The sequence below is a fragment of the Streptomyces sp. DSM 106670 genome, assembly GCF_055792845.1.
The window spans coordinates 834,428-857,463 of sequence record NZ_CM147704.1; the positions used below are offsets into that span (position 1 = coordinate 834,428).

22 protein-coding genes and 1 pseudogene are annotated in these 23,036 nt (G+C 72.2%); 16 read left to right on the top strand and 7 right to left on the bottom strand.

What is annotated here, in order from left to right:
• The 4 genes from bioB (at position 1) to ACSMXR_RS03475 (ending at position 4,121) form a co-directional block, all read left to right on the top strand.
• The gene (gene bioB, locus ACSMXR_RS03460; protein WP_381796477.1) at positions 1-1,281 is read left to right on the top strand and encodes a biotin synthase BioB; all 1,281 of its coding nucleotides are present in this window, start codon (positions 1-3) and stop codon (positions 1,279-1,281) included.
• A complete protein-coding gene (locus tag ACSMXR_RS03465; protein WP_473171206.1) occupies positions 1,274-2,620 on the top strand; it encodes an adenosylmethionine--8-amino-7-oxononanoate transaminase in 1,347 nt (448 codons plus the stop codon). The genes bioB and ACSMXR_RS03465 overlap by 8 nt, the downstream gene beginning before the upstream one ends.
• A gap of 6 nt (positions 2,621-2,626) precedes the next feature.
• Positions 2,627-3,319, top strand: coding sequence for a dethiobiotin synthase (gene bioD, locus ACSMXR_RS03470; protein WP_137231439.1), 693 nt, complete (start codon positions 2,627-2,629; stop codon positions 3,317-3,319).
• Positions 3,320-3,443: 124 nt separating this feature from the next.
• A complete protein-coding gene (locus ACSMXR_RS03475; RefSeq protein ID WP_137231438.1) occupies positions 3,444-4,121 on the top strand; it encodes a class I SAM-dependent methyltransferase in 678 nt (225 codons plus the stop codon).
• Positions 4,122-4,146: 25 nt separating this feature from the next.
• On the opposite strand, the gene ACSMXR_RS03480 is transcribed toward ACSMXR_RS03475, so the two are convergent.
• Both ACSMXR_RS03480 and ACSMXR_RS03485 read right to left on the bottom strand, forming a co-directional pair.
• Positions 4,147-4,518: a hypothetical protein gene (locus tag ACSMXR_RS03480; protein ID WP_018957883.1), complete on the bottom strand. Its 372-nt coding sequence runs from the start codon at positions 4,516-4,518 to the stop codon at positions 4,147-4,149.
• Positions 4,515-4,742, bottom strand: a complete 228-nt coding sequence (locus ACSMXR_RS03485) for an antitoxin (protein WP_381796471.1) — start codon at positions 4,740-4,742, stop codon at positions 4,515-4,517. The genes ACSMXR_RS03480 and ACSMXR_RS03485 overlap by 4 nt, the downstream gene beginning before the upstream one ends.
• Before the next feature lie 95 nt (positions 4,743-4,837).
• On the opposite strand from ACSMXR_RS03485, the gene ACSMXR_RS03490 reads away from it, so the two are divergent.
• From ACSMXR_RS03490 to mug, 6 genes are all read left to right on the top strand, one after another.
• Positions 4,838-5,281 (top strand): GNAT family N-acetyltransferase, encoded by a 444-nt coding sequence (locus ACSMXR_RS03490; protein ID WP_137231436.1) that lies wholly within the window; start codon positions 4,838-4,840, stop codon positions 5,279-5,281.
• A 103-nt stretch (positions 5,282-5,384) separates the two neighbouring features.
• Entirely contained in the window at positions 5,385-6,725 is a 1,341-nt protein-coding gene (locus tag ACSMXR_RS03495; protein WP_364886219.1) for a hemolysin family protein, read from the top strand.
• Entirely contained in the window at positions 6,722-7,741 is a 1,020-nt protein-coding gene (locus ACSMXR_RS03500) for a hemolysin family protein (RefSeq protein WP_137231434.1), read from the top strand. Before ACSMXR_RS03495 ends, ACSMXR_RS03500 begins: the two co-directional genes overlap by 4 nt.
• A gap of 66 nt (positions 7,742-7,807) precedes the next feature.
• Positions 7,808-8,677, top strand: coding sequence for an SGNH/GDSL hydrolase family protein (locus ACSMXR_RS03505; protein ID WP_473171207.1), 870 nt, complete (start codon positions 7,808-7,810; stop codon positions 8,675-8,677).
• A gap of 89 nt (positions 8,678-8,766) precedes the next feature.
• Positions 8,767-10,209, top strand: a complete 1,443-nt coding sequence (purB, locus tag ACSMXR_RS03510) for an adenylosuccinate lyase (RefSeq protein WP_179889526.1) — start codon at positions 8,767-8,769, stop codon at positions 10,207-10,209.
• A 19-nt stretch (positions 10,210-10,228) separates the two neighbouring features.
• Entirely contained in the window at positions 10,229-10,816 is a 588-nt protein-coding gene (gene mug, locus ACSMXR_RS03515; RefSeq protein ID WP_473171208.1) for a G/U mismatch-specific DNA glycosylase, read from the top strand.
• Between the two features lie 69 nt (positions 10,817-10,885).
• On the opposite strand, the gene ACSMXR_RS03520 is transcribed toward mug, so the two are convergent.
• Positions 10,886-11,623 (bottom strand): ABC transporter permease, encoded by a 738-nt coding sequence (locus tag ACSMXR_RS03520; RefSeq protein WP_364886216.1) that lies wholly within the window; start codon positions 11,621-11,623, stop codon positions 10,886-10,888.
• 2 nt (positions 11,624-11,625) lie between these two features.
• On the bottom strand, positions 11,626-12,558 hold the full coding sequence (locus tag ACSMXR_RS03525; protein WP_473171209.1) for an ABC transporter ATP-binding protein: 933 nt from the start codon (positions 12,556-12,558) through the stop codon (positions 11,626-11,628).
• Positions 12,559-12,665: 107 nt separating this feature from the next.
• Here ACSMXR_RS03525 and ACSMXR_RS03530 point away from each other — a divergent pair, with 107 nt between their 5' ends.
• From ACSMXR_RS03530 to ACSMXR_RS03540, 3 genes are all read left to right on the top strand, one after another.
• Positions 12,666-13,859 carry a sensor histidine kinase gene (locus ACSMXR_RS03530; protein WP_218527321.1) on the top strand — a complete coding sequence of 398 codons (1,194 nt, stop codon included), beginning with the start codon at positions 12,666-12,668 and terminating at the stop codon, positions 13,857-13,859.
• Positions 13,831-14,481: a response regulator transcription factor gene (locus ACSMXR_RS03535; RefSeq protein WP_103513136.1), complete on the top strand. Its 651-nt coding sequence runs from the start codon at positions 13,831-13,833 to the stop codon at positions 14,479-14,481. The genes ACSMXR_RS03530 and ACSMXR_RS03535 overlap by 29 nt, the downstream gene beginning before the upstream one ends.
• A 100-nt stretch (positions 14,482-14,581) precedes the next feature.
• Positions 14,582-15,739, top strand: coding sequence for an ROK family transcriptional regulator (locus ACSMXR_RS03540; RefSeq protein WP_137231429.1), 1,158 nt, complete (start codon positions 14,582-14,584; stop codon positions 15,737-15,739).
• A 108-nt stretch (positions 15,740-15,847) separates the two neighbouring features.
• On the opposite strand, the gene ACSMXR_RS03545 is transcribed toward ACSMXR_RS03540, so the two are convergent.
• Together ACSMXR_RS03545 and sigJ are read right to left on the bottom strand one after the other, a co-directional pair.
• The gene (locus ACSMXR_RS03545) at positions 15,848-16,618 is read right to left on the bottom strand and encodes a GntR family transcriptional regulator (protein ID WP_364886212.1); all 771 of its coding nucleotides are present in this window, start codon (positions 16,616-16,618) and stop codon (positions 15,848-15,850) included.
• Positions 16,619-16,894: 276 nt separating this feature from the next.
• On the bottom strand, positions 16,895-17,779 hold the full coding sequence (gene sigJ, locus ACSMXR_RS03550; protein WP_137231428.1) for an RNA polymerase sigma factor SigJ: 885 nt from the start codon (positions 17,777-17,779) through the stop codon (positions 16,895-16,897).
• A gap of 119 nt (positions 17,780-17,898) precedes the next feature.
• Here sigJ and ACSMXR_RS03555 point away from each other — a divergent pair, with 119 nt between their 5' ends.
• Positions 17,899-18,729, top strand: a complete 831-nt coding sequence (locus tag ACSMXR_RS03555) for an alpha/beta fold hydrolase (protein ID WP_473171210.1) — start codon at positions 17,899-17,901, stop codon at positions 18,727-18,729.
• A 522-nt stretch (positions 18,730-19,251) separates the two neighbouring features.
• Here ACSMXR_RS03555 and ACSMXR_RS03560 read toward each other — a convergent pair.
• Positions 19,252-19,665 (bottom strand): annotated as a pseudogene (locus ACSMXR_RS03560) (EamA family transporter); the annotation flags it as partial.
• A 47-nt stretch (positions 19,666-19,712) separates the two neighbouring features.
• Between ACSMXR_RS03560 and pdxR the strand changes: the two are divergent.
• The gene (gene pdxR / locus ACSMXR_RS03565) at positions 19,713-21,209 is read left to right on the top strand and encodes a MocR-like pyridoxine biosynthesis transcription factor PdxR (RefSeq protein ID WP_473171211.1); all 1,497 of its coding nucleotides are present in this window, start codon (positions 19,713-19,715) and stop codon (positions 21,207-21,209) included.
• A 163-nt stretch (positions 21,210-21,372) separates the two neighbouring features.
• Positions 21,373-22,971 (top strand): alkaline phosphatase D family protein, encoded by a 1,599-nt coding sequence (locus ACSMXR_RS03570; RefSeq protein ID WP_473171212.1) that lies wholly within the window; start codon positions 21,373-21,375, stop codon positions 22,969-22,971.
• Positions 22,972-23,036: the final 65 nt, after the last annotated feature.

The window sequence follows — 23,036 nt, forward strand, 5'->3', positions numbered from 1 at the left end:
ATGGACCTGCTGAACACGCTGGTGGACAAGGGGCTGCGGCGCGAACTGCCGACCCGCGAAGAAGCGCTCGCCGTTCTGGCGACCTCCGACGACGAGCTGCTCGACGTGGTGACCGCCGCCGGGAAGGTGCGCCGTCAGTGGTTCGGGCGGCGCGTCAAGCTCAACTATCTGGTCAACCTGAAGTCGGGGCTCTGCCCCGAGGACTGCTCCTACTGCTCGCAGCGGCTCGGTTCGAAGGCCGGGATCCTCAAGTACACCTGGCTGAAGCCGGACGAGGCGTCCAAGGCCGCCGCCGCCGGGGTGGCGGGCGGCGCCAAGCGGGTCTGCCTGGTGGCGAGCGGGCGCGGCCCGACGGACCGGGACGTCGACCGGGTCTCGAAGACCATCGAGGCGATCAAGGAGGAGAACGAGGGCATCGAGGTCTGTGCCTGCCTCGGTCTCCTCACCGACGGACAGGCCGACCGGCTGCGTTCGGCGGGCGCCGACGCGTACAACCACAACCTCAACACGTCCGAGGAGACGTACGGGGCGATCACCACCACCCACACGTACGCGGACCGGGTGGAGACCGTGCAGCAGGCCCAGGCGGCCGGGCTCTCGGCGTGTTCCGGGCTGATCGCCGGGATGGGCGAGAGCGACAAGGACCTGGTCGACGTCGTGTTCGCGCTGCGGGACCTGGACCCGGACTCGGTGCCGGTGAACTTCCTCATCCCGTTCGAGGGCACGCCGCTCGCCAAGGAGTGGAACCTCACCCCGCAGCGCTGCCTGCGCATCCTGGCGATGGTCCGCTTCGTCTGCCCCGACGTCGAGGTGCGGCTCGCGGGCGGCCGTGAGGTGCATCTGCGCTCGATGCAGCCGCTGGCGCTCCACCTGGTCAACTCCATCTTCCTGGGCGACTACCTGACGAGCGAGGGCCAGGCCGGCCAGACCGACCTGGACATGATCGCGGACGCCGGTTTCGAGGTGGAGGGGGCGGGCACGACGACGCTGCCGCGCCACCGGGCCGACGCCCTGGCGGGCGGTTGCGGTACGCGGGACGCCTCGGCGGGATCCGGCTGCGGATCGCACGAGGCCTCCGGAGCCGGCGGCTGCGGTTCGCACGGTGGCGGGGGCTGCGGGCCGTGCGGTGGCCACGGGGAGCAGGAGCCCGCGGCCGTCGCGAACGCCGACGCCGAGGCCGACGGACCGGTCGCGCGTACGGACGCGGGCGGCGTGGCGCGTACGGATCTGGTGGCGGTGCGCCGTCGCGGTGCGGGAACGGATCTCGCGCCCAATGCCTGAGCCGTACGCCGCCGGATCCACCCCGGAGCCCGCCGCGCCGAAGCCGTACACGCCCGACGAACTGCGGGCGCTGGACCGCGCGCACGTCTGGCACCCGTACGGTCCGATGCCCGGCCGGCAGGAGCCGCTGATCGTGGAGTCGGCCTCCGGCGTACGGCTCCGGCTCGCCGAACCCGTCGAGGGCAGGCGCGAGTTGGTGGACGGCATGTCCTCCTGGTGGTCGGCGGTGCACGGTTACAACCACCCGGTCCTCAACGAGGCCGCACGCGGCCAGCTGGACCGGATGAGCCATGTGATGTTCGGCGGGCTCACCCATGAGCCCGCCGTCCGGCTGGCGACCCGGCTGGTGGAGATCACCCCCGAGCCGCTCCGGCACGTCTTCCTCGCCGACTCGGGGTCCGTCTCCGTGGAGGTCGCGGTCAAGATGTGCCTGCAGTTCTGGCGTTCGGCCGGGCGTCCGGCCAAGCGCCGGCTGCTGACCTGGCGCGGCGGCTACCACGGGGACACCTGGCAGCCGATGTCCGTGTGCGACCCGGAGGGCGGGATGCACCAGCTGTGGTCGGGCGCCCTGCCCCGGCAGGTCTTCGCCGACGCCCCGCCGGACGGCTTCGACGCCGAGCCGGACGCCGCCTATGTGACGCACCTGCGGGAGCTGATCGCCGCGCACGCCCACGAGCTCGCGGCGGTCATCGTGGAGCCGGTGGTGCAGGGGGCCGGCGGGATGCGGTTCCACTCCCCCGCCTATCTGCGGGTGCTGCGCGAGGCGTGCGACGAGCACGACGTCCTGCTGGTCCTCGACGAGATCGCGACCGGTTTCGGGCGTACGGGCACGCTGTTCGCCGCCGGGCACGCCGGGATCTCACCGGATGCCATGTGTCTCGGCAAGGCGCTGACCGGCGGTTATCTCACGCTGGCGGCGACGCTGTGCACCACCCGGGTGGCCGAGGGCATCTCCAGCGGCGAGGTGCCGGTGCTGGCGCACGGGCCGACGTTCATGGGCAATCCGCTGGCCGCGTCGGTGGCCTCGGCCTCCGTGGATCTGCTGCTCGGGCAGGACTGGGAGGGCGAGGTGGCGCGGATCGGCGCGGGCCTGCGCTCCGGGCTCGCCGCCGCCTCCGGCATCGCCGGGGTGGTGGACGTGCGCGTCCTGGGCGCGATCGGGGTCGTCCAGCTCGACCACGAGGTGGACATAGTGGCGGCGACCCGGGCGGCCGTGCGCGAGGGCGTATGGCTGCGGCCGTTCCGCGACCTCGTCTACACGATGCCGCCGTACGTCACGGGCGACGAGGACGTGGCACGGATCTGCAGGGCCGTGTGCGCCGCGGCACGGGAGGGCTGAGCCGATATGTCGATGATTCTGGTGGTGTCCGGTACGGGCACGGAGATCGGCAAGACCGTGGTGACCGCCGCGGTGGCGGCCGCCGCGCGGGGCCGCCGGGTCGCGGTGCTCAAGCCCGCGCAGACCGGGCTCGCGCCCGGGGAGCCGGGCGACGCGGCCGAGGTGGCGCGCCTGGCGGGCAGCCATGTCACCGCTGTCGAACTGGCCCGGTTCCCCGAGCCGTTGGCCCCGGCCACGGCCGCCCGGCGGGCGGGACTCGTGCCCGTACGTCCGTTCGAGGTGGCCGAGGCGGCGGAGAAGCTGGCCACCGAGCACGACCTGGTGCTGGTGGAGGGTGCGGGCGGGCTCCTCGTACGGTTCGACGACGAGGGCGGCACGCTCGCGGACGCGGCCCGGCTGCTGTCCGCGCCGGTGCTGGTGGTGGCCCCCGCGGGCCTGGGCACGCTGAACGCCACCACGCTGACCGCCGAGGCGCTGCGGAACCGGGGGCTGAGCTGCCGGGGCGTCGTGATCGGCAGCATGCCCGCGGAGCCGGACCTCGCGGCCCGCTGCAACATCGAGGATCTGCCGGTGGCGGCCGGCGCACCGCTGCTGGGCGCCGTACCGGCCGGAGCGGGATCGCTGTCGGGCGCCGACTTCGCCGAAGGCGCGCCGGGTTGGCTGGCTCCGGAGCTCGGCGGGACCTGGGCCGCGCGCTGACGGGGCGTGCGGTGGCGGCGGGCGGTCCTCGGGGATTCCCGCCGGGGCGATCCGGGGGAGAATCGTGGAGGAGCGTCACGTCCACTCCTTGAGCGTCACGTCCACTCCTCGACGGAGGTCCGTCATGCAGCTGCGCAGCAGGAAGCTTCCCCGGGACGCCGTGCACCACCCGGTCTTCGCCCGCTTCTACGCCCGGGTGAGCGTGACCGCCGACCTGAAGGGCGGCATCGCCGCGTACCGCGAGGAGCTGCTGGCGGGGCTCTCGGGCCGGGTCATCGAGGTCGGCGCCGGGAACGGGCTGAACTTCGCGCACTACCCCGGCGCCGTCTCGGAGGTCGTGGCGCTGGAGCCGGAGCGCTCGCTGCGGCAGCTCGCCGTCCGCTCCGGGCTGCGCGCCGAGGTGCCGGTGGACGTGGTGCCGGGGGCCGCGGAGGCGCTGCCGGTCAAGAGCGAGGCCTTCGACGGGGCGGTGGCGTCCCTGGTCCTGTGCACCGTACGGGATCTGCCCCGGGCGCTCGCCGAGATCAGGCGGGTCCTGCGCCCGGGCGGTGAACTGCGGTTCTTCGAGCACGGGCTGGCTCCGGGCCGGGCGCTGGCCACGGCGCAGCGGGCGGCCGACCGGACCGTGTGGCCGCTGCTCTTCGGCGGCTGTCACACCGCCCGGGATCCGCTGGCGGCGATCGCGGCGGCGGGCTTCGAGATGGGCACGTACCGCAGACTGCGCATTCCGGAGTCGGGCCTCCAGATGCCTTCCTCGCCCTGTGTCCTGGGCGTGGCCCGCAAGCCGTTCACGGAGGACTGAGCACGCCCGGTGGTGCGGCCCGGTCTCACACGCTCCACTGCCGCAGCTCGTCGGCGATGGCCCGGACGTCCGCCTTGCCCTGCTTCACCAGCAGCGCCAGATCGCGGACCTGCTCGGGCGAGGTGATGACCTTGAGCCCGGAGGCGACGAGATAGCCGTACGCGACGGCCGAGGCGAACATCGCGTTGGAGTGTTCGAGTGCGGGCACGTGCAGCAGCAACTGCAACAGGGCGGCCGCCCGCGCGTGCGGGTCGCTGTAGACGGCGCTGCCGAAGATCTCCGCGTCATGCCGTGCGACGGCGGCGACCAGCGCACCCCAGTCGACGACCTGCGGGTCTCCGGGCGTCTTGTGCTCGGCGACCATCAGCAGCCAGGAGAGGTCGATCCGCAGATTCAACGGTTGCCTTCGTGCTCCGGGCCGAACTCCTCGGCGAACACCGACTCGTACTGCTTCATGAAGTCGGCCGCGGCCTCGACGAAGGTGTGTCCGACCTCGCCCGCGTCCCGCTGGACCAGTTCTTCTATGTAGCGGTTCACGCTCATCCCCCTCTGCAGCGCGCGCTGTCGCGCGGCCTCGGCGGTGGCCTCGTCCACTCGAACGTTCAACTGGGTCTTGGGCACACCATCACGCTAGCGCGGCCGCGCTAGCACCGGCAAGAGGAGGGTGTGTCCGCACGGCGAAACGCGATCGACGCCCCGGCGCGGCGGGTGGTGGGATGGCCGCCATGAACGATCTTTCGATACGGTCCGCGACCCCGGCCGACCTGGACGAGGTCCTCGCCTTCTGGAAGGTGGCCGCCGAGGGCACCAGCATCAGCGACGACGGGGACGGCGTCGCACGCCTGGTGGAACGGGACCCCGAGGCGTTGCTCCTCGCGGAACGGGAGGGGGCGCTGGTGGGCACCGTCATCGTCGGCTTCGACGGCTGGCGCTGCCATCTCTACCGGCTCGCGGTCCATCCGGACCAGCGGCGCCGGGGCGTGGGCGGCGCCCTGCTCGCGGCGGCCGAGGAACGGTTCACCGCACTGGGCGGACGGCGCGCCGACGCCATGGTGCTCGACCGCAACACGTCGGCCCAGCACGCCTGGCGCGCGGCGGGCTACGCGCCCGAGCCGCAGTGGAGCCGCTGGGTGAAGCATCTGACGGACCGACGGCGGTAGGACGGCGCGCGGCCGGGCAGACGCCCAGGATGCTTGGTAGCCGTTTCCGCCGACACCGCGCGGTCTTTCCGTCCCTGCCCGATCATGGGACGGAGGTGAACCGATGACCGAAGTGCTTCTGCTGCTCGTCGCCCTGCTGCTCTGCGTCGCCTGCGGCGCGTTCGTCGCGGCGGAGTTCTCGCTGACCACCGTGGAGCGCGGTGAGCTGGAACGGGCCGTCGAACGGGGCGACCGGGGCGCCGCGAGCGCGCTGAAGGCGGTGCGCAGCCTCACCTTCCAGCTCTCGGGCGCCCAGCTCGGCATCACCGTCACCAACCTGGTGATCGGCATGCTCTCCGAACCGTCCATCGCCAAGCTGATCCGGAGCCCCGTCGAGGCGGCGGGGCTGCCTCCCGCCGCCGCGTCCACCCTGGCGCTCGTCATCGGTACGGCGCTGTCGACGGTGGTCCTGATGGTGGTCGGCGAACTGGTTCCGAAGAACTGGGCGATCTCCTCGCCGCTGGCCGTGGCCAAGGCGGTGGCCACCCCGCAGCGCGCGTTCACCGCGGTCTTCCGACCCTTCATCAGCCACCTCAACAACACGGCCAACCGGATCCTGCGCCGGTTCGGTCTGGAACCGACCGAGGAGCTGGCCTCCGCCCGCAGCCCGCAGGAGCTGGTGGCACTGGCCCGGCACTCCGCGAAGGCCGGGGCGCTGGAGGCGGACACGGCCGAGCTCTTCGTCCGCACCCTGAACCTCTCGGAGCTGACCGCGGAGAACGTGATGACCCCGCGGGTCCAGGTGACCGCGCTGGACCTGCACGCGACGGCCGAGGACGTCGCCAACGCCACGCGGGCGACCGGTCTGTCCCGCTTCCCCGTCTACCGGGGCAGCCTGGACACCGTGGTCGGCGTGGCCCACATCAAGGACGTGCTGGCGATCCCCGCCGACCGGCGGCCCCGCACCCGGATCTCGGAACTGCTGCGCGAGCCCCTTCTCGTACCGGAGACGCTCACCGTGGACAAGCTGCTGGACCGGCTGTCCGGACGGCTCGCCATGGCCGTGGTGATCGACGAGTACGGCGGGACGGCCGGGGTCGCGACGCTGGAGGACATCGTGGAGGAAGTCGTCGGCGAGGTCCGGGACGAGCACGATCCGCACGAGACGCCCGACCTCGCGGCGGCCGGTGAGGACGCCGACGGGCGGACCCTGTGGTCGGCCGACGGGGCGGCGCGCACCGACCAGCTCCGCAGGATCGGTCTACGGGTGCCGGACGGGCCCTACGAAACGCTCGCGGGGCTGATCGCCGCCGAGCTCGGGCGGATCCCGACGGTGGGCGACCGCGTCGAGCTGGCCGGATGGCGGATCGACGTGGTGGACGCCGCGGGCCGGCGGGCCGCGCGGGCCCTGCTGCACGCCCCGCTGCCCGGCTCCGAGGACGACCGGGCGGAGGGCGCGCGGTGATCGTTCTGCAGCTCTTCATCGGCCTGCTGACCCTCGTGGCCAACGCCTTCTTCGTGGGCGCCGAGTTCGCCCTGATCTCCGTACGCCGCAGCCAGATCGAGCCGGAGGCCGAGGCCGGGAACCGGCGGGCCCGCAGTGTCATCTGGGGGCTGGAACACGTCTCCGCGCTGCTCGCCGCCGCCCAGCTCGGCATCACGCTCTGCACCCTGGTGCTGGGCATCGTCGCCGAACCGGCCATCGCGCATCTGCTGGAGCCGGTCTTCGACGCCGTGGGGGTGCCGCACGGGCTGGTCCACCCGCTGTCGTTCGTCATCGCGCTGGCGGTGGCGACCTATCTGCACATGTTGCTGGGCGAGATGGTCCCGAAGAACATCGCGCTGGCCGAACCGGCGCGGAGCGCCCTGCTGCTGGGCCCGCCGCTGGTCGCCATGGCCCGTGGTCTGCGTCCGGTGATCTTCACGATCAACGCGTTCGCCAACACCCTGCTGAAGCTGTTGCGGGTGGAGACGAAGGACGAGGTCTCCGCGACGTTCTCGGACGACGAACTGGCCCGGATGGTGCAGGACGCCGGCGACGCCGGGCTGGTCGACGACCGTTCGGCGCAACGGCTCCACCACGCTCTGGAGCTGGGCCGTCGGCCGGTACGGGATGTGGTCATGCCGGTCGACCGGGTGCTGTACGCCAGGGTCGGCACCACTCCGGAGGAGCTGGAGCGGCTCTCGTCCGAGTCGGGGTTCTCCCGCTTCCCGGTGATGGACAGCGAGCAGCGCATCCTCGGCTACCTCCATGTGAAGGACGCCCTGGACGCGACGCCCCGCGACGTGCCCTTCCCGGTGACGGCGATGCGGCCGATCGCCCGGGTCCGGGCGGCGACCCCGCTGGACGATGTGCTCACCGCTCTGCGGCGCAGCAGGACCCACCTGGCGGCCGTCCTCGACGAGGACGGCAGACTGGTCGGCATGGTCACGATGGAGGACGTCCTCCGCGAACTCGTCGGACGCCCGCAGTCCCGCTGACCCTCCGGCCCTCCGCCGGCCGACCCGCTGGTCTACCGACCTACCGACCGGTAGGATTGTCGGGCCATGGAACTGAATGCCTCCTACACCAGTCTTGTCGCGGTCGGCGACTCGTTCACCGAGGGCATGTCGGACCTGCTCTCCGACGGCAGCTACCGGGGCTGGGCCGATGTCCTCGCCTCCCGGCTGGCCTCCCGGTCCCCCGGTTTCCGGTACGCCAATCTCGCCGTACGCGGGAAGCTCATCGGCCAGATCGTCGACGAGCAGGTGGCGGCGGCGGCCGCGCTCCGGGCCGATGTGGTGACGCTCGTCGGCGGGCTCAACGACACGCTGCGCCCGAAGTGCGACATGGGCCTGGTCAAGGGGCGGCTGGAAGAGGCCGTGGAACGTCTGGCCCCGTCCTGCAAGCAGCTCGTCCTGATGCGCAGCCCCGCCCGCAACGGACCGGTGCTGGAACGCTTCCGGCCCCGCATGGAGGAGCTGTTCACCCTGATCGACGACCTGGCCGCCCGGCACGGGGCGACGGTGGTCGATCTCTACAGCGCACCGTCGCTCAGTGACCCCCGGATGTGGGACGTGGACCGGCTGCACCTCACCGCCGAAGGGCACCGGCGTGTCGCCGAGGCGGTCTGGCAGACCCTGGGACTTCCGGCCGAGCAGGACTGGTGGACGCCGGTCCCCGCTACCGCGCCCCCGCGCTGGGCGTCCCGGCGCACCGAGGACATCCGCTTCGCCCGCCGTCACCTCGCCCCGTGGATCGGGCGACGGCTCACCGGCCGCTCCTCCGGCGACGGCCGCTCGGGCGCGCAGTTCGACGCCACCACGGGCAGGGCCTTCTGGATCACGCCCACGAACACCGAGACCCCCGGCCCGGTGACGGAATGGCACCGCGCCGCCTCCCCCGACGCCACGCTGAGCAGCCCCGAAGCCGACTGACCCTGGACCACCAGGCCCGCACCTTCGTAGCAAGCCACAAATAAGGGCGCGTCGCTGGCCTGCACAAACCGCCAGTAGAATCTGTTTACGTGACTGCTGTGTCTGCGAAGCCTCGCATCCCCAATGTCCTGGCCGGCCGCTACGCCTCGGCGGAGCTGGCCGTCCTCTGGTCCCCCGAGCAGAAGGTGAAGCTGGAGCGTCAGCTGTGGCTGGCGGTGCTGCGCGCTCAGAAGGACCTCGGGATCGAGGTGCCCGATGCGGCGCTGGCCGACTACGAGCGCGTGCTGGACCAGGTGGACCTGGCCTCGATCGCCGAGCGCGAGAAGATCACCCGGCACGACGTGAAGGCCCGGATCGAGGAGTTCAACGCCCTCGCCGGTCATGAGCAGGTCCACAAGGGCATGACCTCCCGGGACCTGACGGAGAACGTCGAGCAGCTTCAGATCCGCCTTTCGCTGGAGCTGATGCGCAACCGCACCGTGGCCGTACTGGCCCGGCTCGGCAAGCTCGCGGCGGAGTACCGCGAGCTCGTCATCGCCGGCCGCTCCCACAACGTCGCCGCGCAGGCGACGACGCTGGGCAAGCGCTTCGCGACCGCGGCCGACGAGCTGCTGGTCGCCTACGGCCGCCTGGAGGACCTTCTCTCCCGCTACCCGCTGCGCGGGATCAAGGGCCCGGTCGGCACGGCGCAGGACATGCTGGACCTGCTCGGCGGCGACGCGGACAAGCTCGCCGACCTGGAACAGCGCATCGCCGGGCACCTCGGCTTCGCCGAGGCGTTCACCTCTGTCGGTCAGGTCTACCCCCGATCGCTCGACTACGACGTGGTCACCGCCCTGGTGCAGCTCGCCGCCGCGCCCTCCTCGGTGGCGAAGACCATCCGGCTGATGGCCGGCCACGAGCTGGTGACCGAGGGCTTCAAGCCCGGCCAGGTCGGCTCGTCCGCGATGCCGCACAAGATGAACACGCGCTCCTGCGAGCGGGTGAACGGTCTGATGGTGATCCTGCGCGGCTACGCCTCGATGACGGGTGAGCTGGCGGGCGATCAGTGGAACGAGGGCGACGTGTCCTGTTCCGTGGTCCGCCGGGTGGCGCTCCCGGACGCGTTCTTCGCATTCGACGGCCTCTTGGAGACCTTCCTGACGGTGCTGGACGAGTTCGGCGCGTTCCCCGCCGTCGTGGCGCGCGAGCTGGACCGCTACCTTCCGTTCCTGGCCACCACCAAGGTCCTGATGGGCGCCGTCCGGGCCGGAGTGGGCCGCGAGGTGGCGCACGAGGCGATCAAGGAGAACGCGGTCGCCTCCGCCCTCGCGATGCGGGAGCAGGGTGCCGAGCGCAACGAACTGCTCGACAAGCTCGCCGCGGACGAGCGGATCCCGCTGGACCGCGCGCAGTTGGACGAGCTGATGGCCGACAAGCTCTCGTTCACGGGTGCCGCCGGCGACCAGGTCTCGTCGCTCGTCGCCCGGATCGAGGAGATCACCAAGCAGCACCCCGAGGCGGCGAACTACACCCCCGGCTCGATCCTCTGACCGGCACCGCCCCCACCGTATGACCCCCGAAGAGCTGAGCGCCGCCCGTGACCGCATCGTCCCCGATGTGGCCGCGGGCGGTCTGCGCGTGCTCTTCTGCGGCATCAACCCGAGCCTGATGACCGCGGCGACGGGCCACCATTTCGCCCACCCCGGGAACCGGTTCTGGCCGGTCCTGCACCGGTCGGGTTTCACGCCCCGGCAGCTGCGTCCTTCGGAGCAGAGCGAGTTGCTCGGCCTCGGGCTCGGCATCACCAATGTGGTGGCGCGGGCCACGGCCCGGGCGGACGAGCTCGGCGCGGACGAGTTCCGGGAGGGCGGGGTCGCTCTGACGGCGAAGGTCGAGCGGCTCGCCCCGCAGTGGCTCGCGGTGGTCGGCATCACCGCCTACCGCACGGCCTTCGGTGAGCCCCGGGCCCGCATCGGCCCCCAGGACCGCACGGTCGGCGGCGCCCACGTGTGGGCACTCCCCAACCCCAGCGGCCTCAACGCCCACTGGACGGTCCAGAGCATGGCCGAGGAGTACGCCCGCCTCCGGGACGCCGTGCTCACCCGCCCTTCCCGTCCGTCTGGCCGGCCGGACGCCGGCCCGGCGCTGACCGACTGAGCCGGGTCGGCCGCCCGGCCCCGCCTGCACCGACCGAGCCGAGCCCGCCAGCCCCTTTCGGTTTGGGCCTCACGCGTCCCGGTTGCGGACCGCCCACCAGCCCGCCAGGAGCGCTGCCGCCGCCCACGCGGCTGCCACCGCAAGGCCGGTCCATGGCCCCAGGCTGTCTCCCGGATTCTGGTGCAGCACCGCCTGCCCGGCGCGATCGGGCAGATACCGCACCACCGCGGTGGCGACGTCCACGAATACGAAGGGGACGATCAGAAGGAGCGGTATAAGCAGCCCGAGCACCGCGACCGCGCTGCGCATGAGTGCCGCGAGACCTGCCGCGAGCAGCGCCATCAGCGCGAGATAGATCCCTCCTCCGACGGCGGCCCGCAGTGCACCGGGGTGCCCCAGGCCGATCGCGTGCTCCTCCAGGAAGAGTTGACCGACCAGGAACGCCGCGAAACTGGTCACCAGGCCGATGACGAGCGCCGCCCCGCCGATCGCCGTCATCTTCGCCGTGTAGAAGAGGGAGCGGCGGGGAACCGCGGCGAGCGATATACGCAGGGCTCCGTTGAGGAACTCCGAGGAGACCGCGGTCGCTCCGAACGCGATGGCCGCGATCTGCCCGAAGTTCAGTGCGAAGAAGGCGTTGAGGACCGCATCGGATCCGGCCCGCTCCGCCTGCTCCTGGCCGACGGTCCCGAGGACGAGCACGGTGACGATGAGGGTGATGGCGAAGACGGCCATCAGGGAGCCGTAGGTCGACCGTATCGATCTGATCTTGATCCACTCGGAGTGGAGTACTGCCGTCAGGGTCATGTTCACGCCTCCGTGCGGTCGCGGGTGGTCGATGCGGCGAAGGGGGTGTCGTCGGCCGTGAGGTCGAGATAGGCCTGTTCCAACGTGGCCCTTTCATCGCCCAGTTCGAGCAGGGGAATGCCTTCGTCGGCGGCGAGCGCGCCGATCGCTTCCGCTGTGACGCCGTCGATCGTCCAGCGGTCGTCCTCGGCCCGTATCCCGGTCAGCCCCCTGGAGGTCAGCGCCGAGCGGAGCCTGCCGGGTTCGGTCGTGCGCAGGCGTACGCGGGGGCGGCTGCGGGAATCGAGGAACTCCTTCATCGCCATGTCGGCGAGCAGGCGGCCCCGGCCGAGCACCACGAGGTGGTCGGCGAAGGAGGCGGTCTCGTTCATGAGGTGGCTGGAGACCAGCACCGTCCGGCCCTCGCGGGCAAGTCGCTTCATGAGTTCGCGGATCCAGATGATGCCTTCGGGGTCCAGCCCGTTCGACGGCTCGTCCAGCATGACCACCTGCGGGTCGCCGAGCAGGGCGGCCGCGATCCCGAGACGCTGGCGCATGCCGAGGGAGAAGGACTTGATGCGCCGGGTGCTCACATCGCCGAGTCCGGTCTCCTCCAGCACGGCCGCCACCCTCGACAGGGGTATGCCGTTGCTCGCGGCGAGTGCCGACAGGTGACTGCGCGGTGTGCGTGAGCCGTGCGCGGCCTGGGCGTCGAGCAGGGCGCCGACGGTGCGCAGCGGTTCGGGGAGCTCCGCGTAGGGCCGCCCGCCGATCGTGGCGGAGCCGCCGGTCGGCCGGTCCAGGCCGAGAACGAGACGCATGGTCGTGGACTTGCCGGCGCCGTTGGGGCCGAGGAATCCGGTGACCCTGCCCGGTCGCACGCGGAAGCTGAGGCGGTCCACCGCACGGGTGGTTCCGTACTCCTTGGTGAGTTCGTGGACGTCGATGCTGGTCATGTCTCGAGCCTGGCCGGTGCGGCGGGTGTGCCGCTTCCCCCGCCGGCGGGGTTCGTCTCCCTCTCATGGGGGAGCCGGTCCGCCCGGCCCGCTGGGACGATGAGGACATGCACCGCATCCTCACCCCGCTGACCAGCGCGGTCACTTACAGCCGCTGGTTGCACATGTTCATTCCAGCCGCCGCTGCCAGCCTGTGGTTCTTCATCTCCGACCAGCTCTGGATGCCCCTGCTCTTCGCGGTGCCGGTGGGCCTCATACCCGCGATGCGTCTCGAGGAGGGCCTGCAGGCGCAGTTGCTGCTGACTCCGTCCGAGCGCGGGCAGCCCGACGCCTCCATCGCGGTGGCGTCCTCGGCCAGTTGGGCCGAGCGGTGGCGGACCGTGCTCTGGCTGGAGGTGCGGCTCCTGATATCGGCCGCCGCGATCCTGGCCCTGTGGTTGCCCGTGGCCTCGATCGAGCTCGTCCTGTCGGCGACGGGCAGGCCTCCGGGCGGGCTGGTCGAAGGTGTGAGCCCGCACTGGTGGAACGTGCTGCTCGCACCGCTGCCGATCGTTCCGCTGCTCGTTCTCGTGGTGCTCGGGGGCCGGCTCAGTACGGCTGCCGCCCGATGGCTGCTGGGTCCCTCGCCGACGGACCGGCTCAGTGTGCTGGAGGAGCTGACCGAGCAGTTGCTGGAGCGCAATCGCATGGCTCGCGAGCTGCACGATTCCATCGGCCATGCGCTGACGGTGGCGGTGGTGCAGGCCGGTGCAGCGCGGGCGGCGAACGATCCGGCGTTCACGGAGCGGGCGCTGGCCGCCATCGAGGAGACCGGGCGCGATGCGCTGGAGGACCTGGAGCGGGTGCTGCGGGTGCTGCGCGAATCCGGCACACCCGTGAGCCGGCGGCCGACGCTGGGCGAGGCGGAGCGGCTGTTGGACTCCGCGAGGAGTTCCGGGGCGACGGTGGATGCGCGGGTGTCCGGGGATCTCGGCCTGGTCCCGGCGCCGGTTTCACGGGAGGGGTATCGGATTCTTCAGGAGAGCCTGACCAATGTGCTCCGTCACGCGGGACCGGTTCCCGTCCGGGTGAGCATCACGGTGGCCGACGAGCGGCTGGAGCTGGAGGTGGTCAACCCGCTGTCCGGGACGGCCGGCCTGCCGGGGAGCGGCAGTGGACTGCGCGGTATGCGGGAGCGGGCCGCGTTGCTGGGCGGGAAGGCGCGGACGGAGTCGCGGGAGGGTGAGTGGCGGGTGCGCGTGAGCCTCCCCCTGGACGGCATACGCTGGTCGGATGCCCTTCACCGTTCTTCTGGTCGATGACGAGCCCTTGGTGCGCGCCGGTCTGCGTGCCGTGCTGGAGGCCCAGCCCGATATCGAGGTGGTGGGTGAGGCGGCGGACGGCGCCGCGGTGATCCCCCTGGTGAACCGGTTGCGGCCCGACGTGGTGGCGATGGATGTGCGGATGCCGCTGATGGACGGCATCGAGGCGACTCGGCTGGTGCTGCGTACGGTGCCGGATCCTCCGAAGATCCTGGTGGTGACGACGTTCGAGAACGACGAGTACGTGTACGAGGCGTTGAGGGCGGGGGCGGACGGCTTTCTGCTCAAGCGCGCCAGGCCCGCGGAGATCGTGCACGCCGTGCGGCTGGTGGCCGAGGGTGAATCGCTGCTGTTTCCGGCGGCGGTCCGGCAGCTCGCCGCCGAGTACGGGACGGACAAGGCGCGGGCCGCCCTCGATCGGGCGGCACTCACCGACCGGGAGGCGGCGGTGCTCCGGCTGATGGCCCGAGGGCTGTCGAACGCGGAGATCGCGGCCGACCTCGTCGTCGGGATCCAGACGGTGAAGTCCCATGTCAGTTCGGTCCTGGCGAAGTTGGGTGCGCGGGACCGCACGCAGGCGGTCATCGCCGCCTACGAGTCCGGATTCGTCGCTCCGGGGTGACCCAGGTTGCGGCTCGGTACCGGCTTTCCTCGCTGGTCGCAGGGGTCCCGGCCAGCGAGTACGATCCGGCAGACATGCGCACGAGCTGGGAGGACATACCGTGGGCCGGCTGACCGGTGGGGACCCGTCCCTGTTGCGACGGATCAATTCCGCGGTAGTGCTGCACGCGCTCAGGGGGGCCGGCGCGCCGACGCTGACGGACCTGACCCGGATCACCGGGCTGTCCCGGCCGACGGTCGAAGGAGTCGTCGAGGGGCTGTTCGCAGCGGGCCTCGTGGTCGAGGCCGTGCCCGACGAGAGTGAGGCGCGACGCCAGGGGCGCCCTGCCCGCAGGTTCCGTTTCCGGGCCGAGGCGGGTCACCTCCTCGGGGTGGAGATCGGCCCGCACCGGGTGTCCGCGCTCATCTCGGGGCTCGACGGCCGGATCGTCGGGGCCGGTTCCCGCGCGGTGTCGGAGACCGCCTGCGCCGATGACCGGCTCGACCAGGTCCGGGCCGTCATCGCGGATGTGCTGCGGCGCACCGGGGTGGCCCGGAGCAGTCTGCGTGCGGTCGGCGTGGGCAGCCCCGGGATCGTGGAGGCCGACGGCACGGTGCGGCTGGGTACGGCGTTGCCGGACTGGACCGGGCTCGCGCTCGGGGAGCGGCTTCGTCGTTCGTTCCGCTGCCCGGTGCTCGTCGAGAACGATGCCAACGCCGCCGCGGTGGCCGAGCACTGGAAGGGCGCGGCCACCGAGTCCGACGATGTGGTCTTCGTGCTGGCAGGGCTGAGCCCCGGAGCGGGTTCCTTGATCGGCGGGCGTCTGCACCGGGGGTTCGGCGGGGCCGCCGGGGAGATCGGCGCTCTGCACCTGCTGGGCAGGGATGTGACGCCGGAGCATCTGCTGTCGACGACGGACACGCCGCTGGACCCGCTGGACGAGCCCGCGGTGGCTGCGGTGTTCGCCAAGGCCCGGGAGGGTGACGCGGGGGCCCAGGCGGCGGTCGAGCGGTTCCTTCAGCGGCTGGTGCACGATGTGGCGGCGCTGGTGCTGGCGCTCGACCCGGAGCTGGTCGTGGTCGGCGGCTGGGCCGCGGGACTGGACGGAGTGCTGGAACCCCTCCGCCGGGAGCTGGCCCGCTACTGTCTGCGTCCGCCCCGGGTGACGTTGTCGCTGCTCGGAGAGGCCGCCGTCGCGACAGGGGCGCTGCGGCTCGCCCTGGACCACGTCGAGGAGCAGTTGTTCGCCGTCGAAGGGGCTGTGACCGCCCGCCGCTGACCGCCCGCCGGTCGCCCACGGGGGGATCTCCAGGAAAGCGCGCGCCCGCCGCTTCCGAGGGCCGGAGTCCTCAAGAACGGCGGGCGTGGGGCGAGCGGGCCGGTGGTGTCAGGAGGCCTGGCGCTCCGGCTGATCGTCGTGGCTGATCTCCAGTGCGCCGGAGTCCCCGAAGGTGAGCCGGCAGGTGTCCGCGCGGTAGGTGGCGACGGACACGGCCGCCGTGCCGTCCACGGTGAAGTAGCGGGTGGTGACGACGAGGACGGGGGCGCCGGGGAGCCGGTCCAGTTCCTTGGCGTCGTCCGCCCGTGCGGAGCCGAGCTCCACGGAGCGGTCCTGGCCCTGCAGGCCGAGCCGGTGCAGCTCGCGCAGCACGCTACGGGCCCGGACGGGGCCGGACGGGGCCTCGATGGCGGAGAGATCGGGCACCGAGGAGGCGGGGATGTAGAGGAGCTCCGCGGCTACCGCCTGCCCCTGGGTGTCACGGATACGGCGCACCACGTGGACCGGTTCGGCGGGGTCCGTGCCGAGCATGACGGCCACCGCCGCCGGGGCCTTGTCCATGGTGCTGTCGACCGGCTGCCAGGCCTCGCCGCTGACACCGCCCGTCCATTCGTGCTGGGCGGTGGAGACGGCGATGCCCACGCGCGGCGGGGCGACGGTCGTCCCGACTCCACGGCGGCGCTGCAGTCTGCCTTCGAGTTCGAGCTGCTCCAGGGCCTGCCGGAGCGTGGCTCGCGCGACACCGAACCGCGCCGCGAGGTCCCGCTCGTTGGGCAGGATCTCCCCCACCGCAAAGTCCGAGTCGAGTGCCTCACTGAGCACGGTCTTGAGGTGCCAGTACTTCGGCTCCTGAACCGATTCCAGCTGCGTGGTCCCCACCCTGTCCTCCGCAATCGCCCAGCGTCTTTTTCCGCGACGTTATTTATTAAAGGTTCCTGTCTTAAGTGGAGACCCTAGGACGGCATACCCCCTTGGTCAAGACCAATACTTATTCCGTAACGGAACGAAACGGGACTCTGGCGCAGAGCGTTCACACGACGTTCGTGGTGCCGTGAGGCGCACGCAGCACAGAGCCCCGCCATCGCGGTGGATGGCGGGGCTCTGACCAGGCTCGGAGCGGACCCGCGGGGTCGAGGTGGCCGGTGGTGCTTTTGACTATGCGGCGGACAGTCCGGAGAGCTTGTCCGGATTACGAATGATATAGGCGCATTGAATGACACCTTGGCTGACTTCGATCTGAAAGACGGCGTCGGGCTTCCCGCCGACGAAGTAGACGGCGGCGGGTCCGCCGTTGATCTCCACGATGCGGATTTCCCCGTCCGGGCCGACGTCGCCCGCCACCGCGAAGAGGAAGCGGCCGACCTTGTCGGCGGTCTCGATGATCCGCCGCGGCGCCTTCGCCTTGCCTCCGCTGTCGCTGACGAGCCGGACGTCGGGGGCCAGCAGCGCGAGCAGCTGCTCGATACCGCCTCCGGAGGCGGCGGCCAGGAAGCGTTCGGTGAGGTCGCGCCGCTCGGCGGGGTCCACGTCGTAGCGCGGCTTGCGCTCCTCCACATGGCGTCTGGCACGGCCGGCGAGCTGCCGGACGGCCGCCTCGGTGCGGTCCAGGGCGGTGGCGATCTCGGCGTACGGGAATCCGAAGGCCTCCCGGAGCACGAACACCGCACGCTCCAGCGGTGAGAGCGATTCGAGGACGACCAGCACGGCGAGCGAGACGGAATCCGCGAGGACGGCGCGTTCCGCGGTGTCGGGTAGGGCCGGGCCGAAGTCCGTGACCACCGGCTCCGGCAGCCAGGTCCCCGGATACGACTCCCGCCGCGACTGCAAGTGCCGGAGCCGGTCGATGGCCAGCCGGGTGGTGATCCGCACCAGGAAGGCGCGCGGCTCCCGGATGTCCTCGCGCGCCGCCGCCGACCACCTCAGCCACGCCTCCTGGACCACGTCCTCGGCGTCGGCGATGCGGCCGAGCATGCGATAGGCGACACCGGTGAGAACGGGCCGGTGTTCTTCGAAGAGCTCGGTCGCGGCGTCGGCGGTCATCACTCCATCCCAGCCCACGGGCCACCCGCTGTCCAGCGGGAATCGCCCGGCCCCTTGAACTCCAAGCTACCCGGCGGTAATTGTTGTTGACGAGACGTCTAACCACTCCAGGGAGCAGCATGACCACCACGGCCTCCTTCACCGTCGCAACGGCCGACGGCCCCCGTCCGGTCTCGGTCGCGTACGAACGGACCGGTGCGGGCGAACCGTTGCTGCTCCTGCACGGCATCGGGCACCATCTGCGGGCCTGGGATCCGGTGACCCGGATCCTGGCCGCCGAACGCGAGGTGATCGCCGTGGACCTGCCCGGCTTCGGCACTTCGCCCGCGCTGCCGGACGGAGTTCCGTACGACCTCGGGACCGTCGCCCCGGTGTACGGGGCCTTCTGTGCCGAACTCGGCCTGGACCGCCCCCATGTCGCCGGGAACTCGCTGGGCGGCATGCACGCGCTGGAACTGGGCCGCGCCGGGCTGGCGCGGTCGGTGACCGCGCTGTCCCCTGCGGGCTTCTGGACCGAGGCGGAGCGTCGCTACGCCTTCGGCACCCTGCGGACGATGCGCCGGAGCGCGCTGGCCCTGCCGGTGCCGCTGATAGAGCGTCTGTCGCGCAGCGCGGCCGGCCGGACGGCTCTCACCAGCACCATCTACGCCCGGCCCGGCAGGCGTTCACCGGAGGCCGTCGTCGCCGAGACGCTCGCCCTGCGCGGGGCGACCGGCTTTCACCAGACGCTGGAGGTCGGCCGGGGCGCCTCCTTCGACGAGGACGTCAAGGGCATACCCGTCACCGTCGCCTGGGGCACCCGCGACCGGATCCTGCTGCGCCGACAGGGAGTCCGCGCCAAGCGGGTGATCCCCGACGCCCGGCTCGTGCGACTGCCCGACTGCGGGCACGTCCCGATGAACGACGACCCGGCGCTCGTGGCCCGCGTCATCCTGGACACCAGCCGCTGAGCCGTCCCGGCGGTACGCCCGCGCACCGCCGGAGGGTCGCGCCCCGGCGCCCCCGCGCCGGCCGATGACGCCCGAGCCGTACGCCACGCCGGCGCCGACCAGGAGGCTTCCCGCGCCCTGGGCGATGCCGTACGTCCCGGCCCCGACCAGCGGTGCGGTCAGGGCTGCGGAGACCGGGATCAGACCGGAGAAGAGCGTGGCGCGTTCGGCTCCGATGCGCTGCATCCCGCTGTACCAGCAGACGAATCCGATCACGGTGACGACAGCGGCCTGCCACAGCAGGGCCGCCGTCTCGCCACCCGTCGGGACCCGCAGGAACGAGCCGCCGTCCAGCAGCAGACCGAGCAGCGCCGATTCGACGGCGGCGACGGCACAGACCGTCGCGGAGAGCAGTTTCGGGCCGAGCGGCCGCAGTACCGCGACGGCGAGGACCGCGAAGCCGACCTCGCCCGCGAGCGCACCCACCGAGAACAGCACCCCCGCCAGGTCGGTGCGCCCCCAGCCCTGCACGGTGAACGCCCCGACGGCGACGAGTCCGGCCGCGTACAGCGTGACGCTGGACGGCCGACGACCGTCCAGCAGCGGAACGAGTACGCCGACCACGATCGGCGCGCAGCCGACGAAGACGCCCGGAACAGCTGGTTCCGCCGACTGTTCGGCCGCCAGGACCGCCAGGTTGAACCCGACCATGCCCACGGCGGCGAGCAGCGCGATCCGCCCCCACCGGCGGCGGGTGAGACGCCGGAGCCGGACCGCCGCGGAGTCGGGGTCACGCCGCAGGAACGGGACGAGCAGAAGCGCGGCGAGACCGTACCGGAGGGCCTGGCCACCCGCGAACGGGTAGTCGCCGAGGACGCTGTTGGCCGTGAAGGATGCCCCCACCAGCACACACGCGAGAGCCGCGAGGAGGGCCCCGCGCAGAGAGGTTGCGTTCATGGGCCCGACGCTAGGGTCGGCGGCGGACCGGTTTAAGGTCCACTTCCATGACGTCTTCGGGGACCAATCCGGACCGGCGGCCCACGCGCGCGGCGGACGGCCACGGCGCAGGAGACGACCGTGCCGGTTCCCTCTCTCCGGCTTGGGAGTTGCTGCTGCCCGCCGCTGCCGCTCCGGCGCGCGGGCGGGGGCGCGCACTCCGGTCCGCGCTACGGGAGGCGGTTCGCTCCGGCCGCCTCACGGCGGGCACGAGGCTGCCCTCCAGCCGTGAACTCGCGGCCGATCTGGGGGTGTCGCGCGGACTGGTCACCGAGGCGTACGAGCAGCTGACCGCGGAGAGCTATCTGCGCAGCGGGCGGGGTGCGGGCACCTGGGTGAGCGAGGGCGTACGCGCTGCGGTGCGTCCCGCACGTGACCGTGCGCCGCGCGCGCCGGGCGCGCGGGTGGACTTCCGGCCCGGCACCCCCGATCTGTCGCTCTTCCCGCGCGGTGCGTGGAGTGCCGCCCAGCGGACGGTGTTCGGGCGGCTGCCGCACGGCGCGCTGGGCTACCCCGACCCGCGCGGGCTGCCGGAGCTGCGCGAGGCGCTGGCCGGGCTGCTCGCCCGGCGTCGGGGCGTGGTCGCCGATCCGGAGCGTCTGGTGGTCTGTTCGGGGGTCGCCCAGGCGACGACGCTGCTCGGTTTCGTACTCCGGGACCAGGGGGTGACCTCGGTCGGGGTGGAGGATCCGGGCAGCCCGGAGCACACGTCGCTGTTCGCGGCGACCGGTCTGGGTACGGTCCCGCTGCCCCTCGACGACGACGGCCTGGCCCTCGCGCCCCTGCAGCGCTCCGGCGTACGCGCGGTGGTGACCACGCCCGCGCACCAGTTCCCCACCGGAATCGGATACTCCGCCCGGCGTCGCGGTGAGCTGCTCGGGTGGGCCCGGGACACGGACGCCGTGATCATGGAGGACGACTACGACGGGGACTTCCGGTACGACCGGGCGCCGGTGGGTGCCTTGCAGGGGCTGGATCCCGAACGGGTCGTGTACACCGGATCCGTGAGCAAGTCGCTGGCTCCCGGTCTGCGGCTCGGCTGGCTGATCGCCCCCGCCGCGCTCACCGAGCGGATCGTCGCCCGCAAACGGACCATGGATCTGGGCAACCCGGTGATCGACCAGGCCGTGCTGGCGGACTTCATCGTGCGCGGCGGCTACGACCGGCAGTTGCGGCGCTGCCAACGGGCCTACCGGGAGCGCCGGGACGCGATGGTGGCCGCGCTCGACGAGCACTTCCCGGGCACGGCGGTCAGCGGCATCGCGGCGGGCCTGCACATCATCGCCCGGCTGCCCGCGCGGTACGGCCCCGAGGATGTCCTCCTGGAGCGGGCGGCCGGGGCGGGCATCGCGCTGCGCCCGTTGCGCGACTGCGGAGCGGCCGGTTCCGAGGACGGCACCGTGCCGCTCGTCCTCGGCTACGCCCATCTCGCACCCGGCGACATCGCCCGCGGGGTCGCCGCGCTGGCGGAGGCGTGGCGTTCCGGCGGGGCCTCCGCCGGCTGACCGTACGGTCCCGGCCGACCGTGCGGGCGCGGCCGACGGGCGCCGTTCACCCGGGGTTGGGGCCCCGGTCTCCGCAGGGCACTAGGCATGGGCTCAGACCGGCGCCGGTCCACGTACTCTCGCGAACGGCGCACCGCCCGCCCACCTCACCGGAGGCGCTTCGATGCCCGTGCCCTACCGTCCGCACCGTCCGCACATGGCCTCGCCCGGCCGCCGCGCCCTCCTCCGCGGCTCGCTGATCGCCCCGGCGGCGGTCGCCCTGTCGCCCGCCGTCGCTTCGGCGGCACCCGCGCTGCGTCTGGCGGGGCGGCCCGAAGCGTCCTGGGGTGTGCAGGTCGGCAGCGTCACCGCCTCGTCGGCGCTCCTGTGGGTGCGCTCGGACCGGCCGGCCCGGATGCTGGTGGAGACCTCGGCGACCGAGTCGTTCCGGCGGGTCCGCAGGTGGTACGGGCCGTCGATCGGCCCCGGAACGGACTTCACCGGCACCACACCGCTGTACGGCCTGCCCGCGGGCGAGCAGGTGCACTACCGCGTGACGCTCGCCGATCCGGGCGATCCGCGCCGTACCGGCAAACCGGTGTACGGAACGTTCCGTACCGCTCCGGCTCGGCGCCGGGCCGGGGTGCGGTTCCTGTGGTCGGGCGATATCGCGGGGCAGGGCTGGGGCATCAATCCGGACATCGGCGGCTACCGGGTGTACGAGGAGATGCGCCGTCTGGACCCCGACTTCTTCCTGTGCAGCGGCGACAGCATCTACGCGGACGGTCCGCTGGAGCCGAGCGTGACGCTGCCGGACGGCCGGATCTGGCGCAATGTCATGACCGAGGAGAAGGCGAAGGTCGCCGAGACGCTGGACGAGTACCGGGGCAACTTCCGTTACAACCTGCTCGACCAGAATTTCCGCCGTTTCAACGCGCAGGTGCCCTCCGTCGTGCAGTGGGACGACCACGAGGTGCGCAACAACTGGTATCCCGGCCAGATCCTCGACGACGCGCGCTACACCGAGAAGAACGTGGACATCCTGGCGGCGCGCTCCGTGCGCGCCTTCCACGAGTACGTGCCGCTCGCCCCCTCGTCCGCTCCCGGGCGCCGTTCACGTATGTACCGGGTCGTCCACCACGGGCCGCTGCTGGACGTGTTCGTGCTCGACATGCGGTCGCACCGCAATGCCAACTCCCCTGGCCGGCAGCCCGACGACACGACGGGGATCCTGGGCGCGGAGCAGTTGCGGTGGCTGAAGCGCTCGCTCGCCGCGTCCCGCGCGGAGTGGAAGGTGATCGCCGCCGACATGCCGCTCGGCCTCGTGGTCCCGGACGGTGCGACGGACTTCGAGGCGGTGGCGCAGGGCGATCCCGGGGCGCCGCTCGGGCGCGAGCTCCAGATCGCCGAACTGCTGCGGTTCGTCAAACACCGCGGGATCACCGGCACGGTGTGGCTGACGGCCGATGTGCACTACACCTCGGCCCAGCACTACGCGCCGGAGCGGGCGGCGTTCAAGGACTTCGCCCCGTTCTGGGAGTTCGTGTCGGGCCCGCTGGCGGCGGGCGGCTTCCCGGCCAACGCGCTGGACGGCACCTTCGGCCCGGACCGGGTCTTCGTGCGGGCCCCCGAGCGGGCCAACGTCTCGCCGATGGAGACCCCGCAGTATTTCGGCGAGGTGGAGATCGACGGCGACAGCGCGGAGCTGACGGTGCGTCTGCGGGCGGAGGGCGGTTCGGTGTTGTTCACCAAGGTGCTCCGGCCCGGTCGCGTCGGGCAGTAGACCGCGGCCTCCGGGCGGCCGACAGCTGTTCCGAGGGCCGTTGTCAGTGGTGGGTCCTACGCTTT

Excerpts from the sequence above, each read along its gene's own strand:
- bioB (WP_381796477.1), top strand. The coding sequence starts at position 1 with ATGGACCTGCTGAACACGCTGGTGGACAAGGGGCTGCGGCGCGAACTG.
- ACSMXR_RS03465 (WP_473171206.1), top strand. The coding sequence starts at position 1,274 with ATGCCTGAGCCGTACGCCGCCGGATCCACCCCGGAGCCCGCCGCGCCG.
- bioD (WP_137231439.1), top strand. The coding sequence starts at position 2,627 with ATGTCGATGATTCTGGTGGTGTCCGGTACGGGCACGGAGATCGGCAAG.
- ACSMXR_RS03475 (WP_137231438.1), top strand. The coding sequence starts at position 3,444 with ATGCAGCTGCGCAGCAGGAAGCTTCCCCGGGACGCCGTGCACCACCCG.
- ACSMXR_RS03490 (WP_137231436.1), top strand. The coding sequence starts at position 4,838 with ATGGCCGCCATGAACGATCTTTCGATACGGTCCGCGACCCCGGCCGAC.
- ACSMXR_RS03495 (WP_364886219.1), top strand. The coding sequence starts at position 5,385 with ATGACCGAAGTGCTTCTGCTGCTCGTCGCCCTGCTGCTCTGCGTCGCC.
- ACSMXR_RS03505 (WP_473171207.1), top strand. The coding sequence starts at position 7,808 with ATGGAACTGAATGCCTCCTACACCAGTCTTGTCGCGGTCGGCGACTCG.
- mug (WP_473171208.1), top strand. The coding sequence starts at position 10,229 with ATGACCCCCGAAGAGCTGAGCGCCGCCCGTGACCGCATCGTCCCCGAT.
- ACSMXR_RS03520 (WP_364886216.1), bottom strand. The coding sequence starts at position 11,623 with ATGACCCTGACGGCAGTACTCCACTCCGAGTGGATCAAGATCAGATCG.
- ACSMXR_RS03525 (WP_473171209.1), bottom strand. The coding sequence starts at position 12,558 with ATGACCAGCATCGACGTCCACGAACTCACCAAGGAGTACGGAACCACC.
- ACSMXR_RS03530 (WP_218527321.1), top strand. The coding sequence starts at position 12,666 with ATGCACCGCATCCTCACCCCGCTGACCAGCGCGGTCACTTACAGCCGC.
- ACSMXR_RS03535 (WP_103513136.1), top strand. The coding sequence starts at position 13,831 with ATGCCCTTCACCGTTCTTCTGGTCGATGACGAGCCCTTGGTGCGCGCC.
- sigJ (WP_137231428.1), bottom strand. The coding sequence starts at position 17,779 with ATGACCGCCGACGCCGCGACCGAGCTCTTCGAAGAACACCGGCCCGTT.
- ACSMXR_RS03555 (WP_473171210.1), top strand. The coding sequence starts at position 17,899 with ATGACCACCACGGCCTCCTTCACCGTCGCAACGGCCGACGGCCCCCGT.
- pdxR (WP_473171211.1), top strand. The coding sequence starts at position 19,713 with ATGACGTCTTCGGGGACCAATCCGGACCGGCGGCCCACGCGCGCGGCG.
- ACSMXR_RS03570 (WP_473171212.1), top strand. The coding sequence starts at position 21,373 with ATGCCCGTGCCCTACCGTCCGCACCGTCCGCACATGGCCTCGCCCGGC.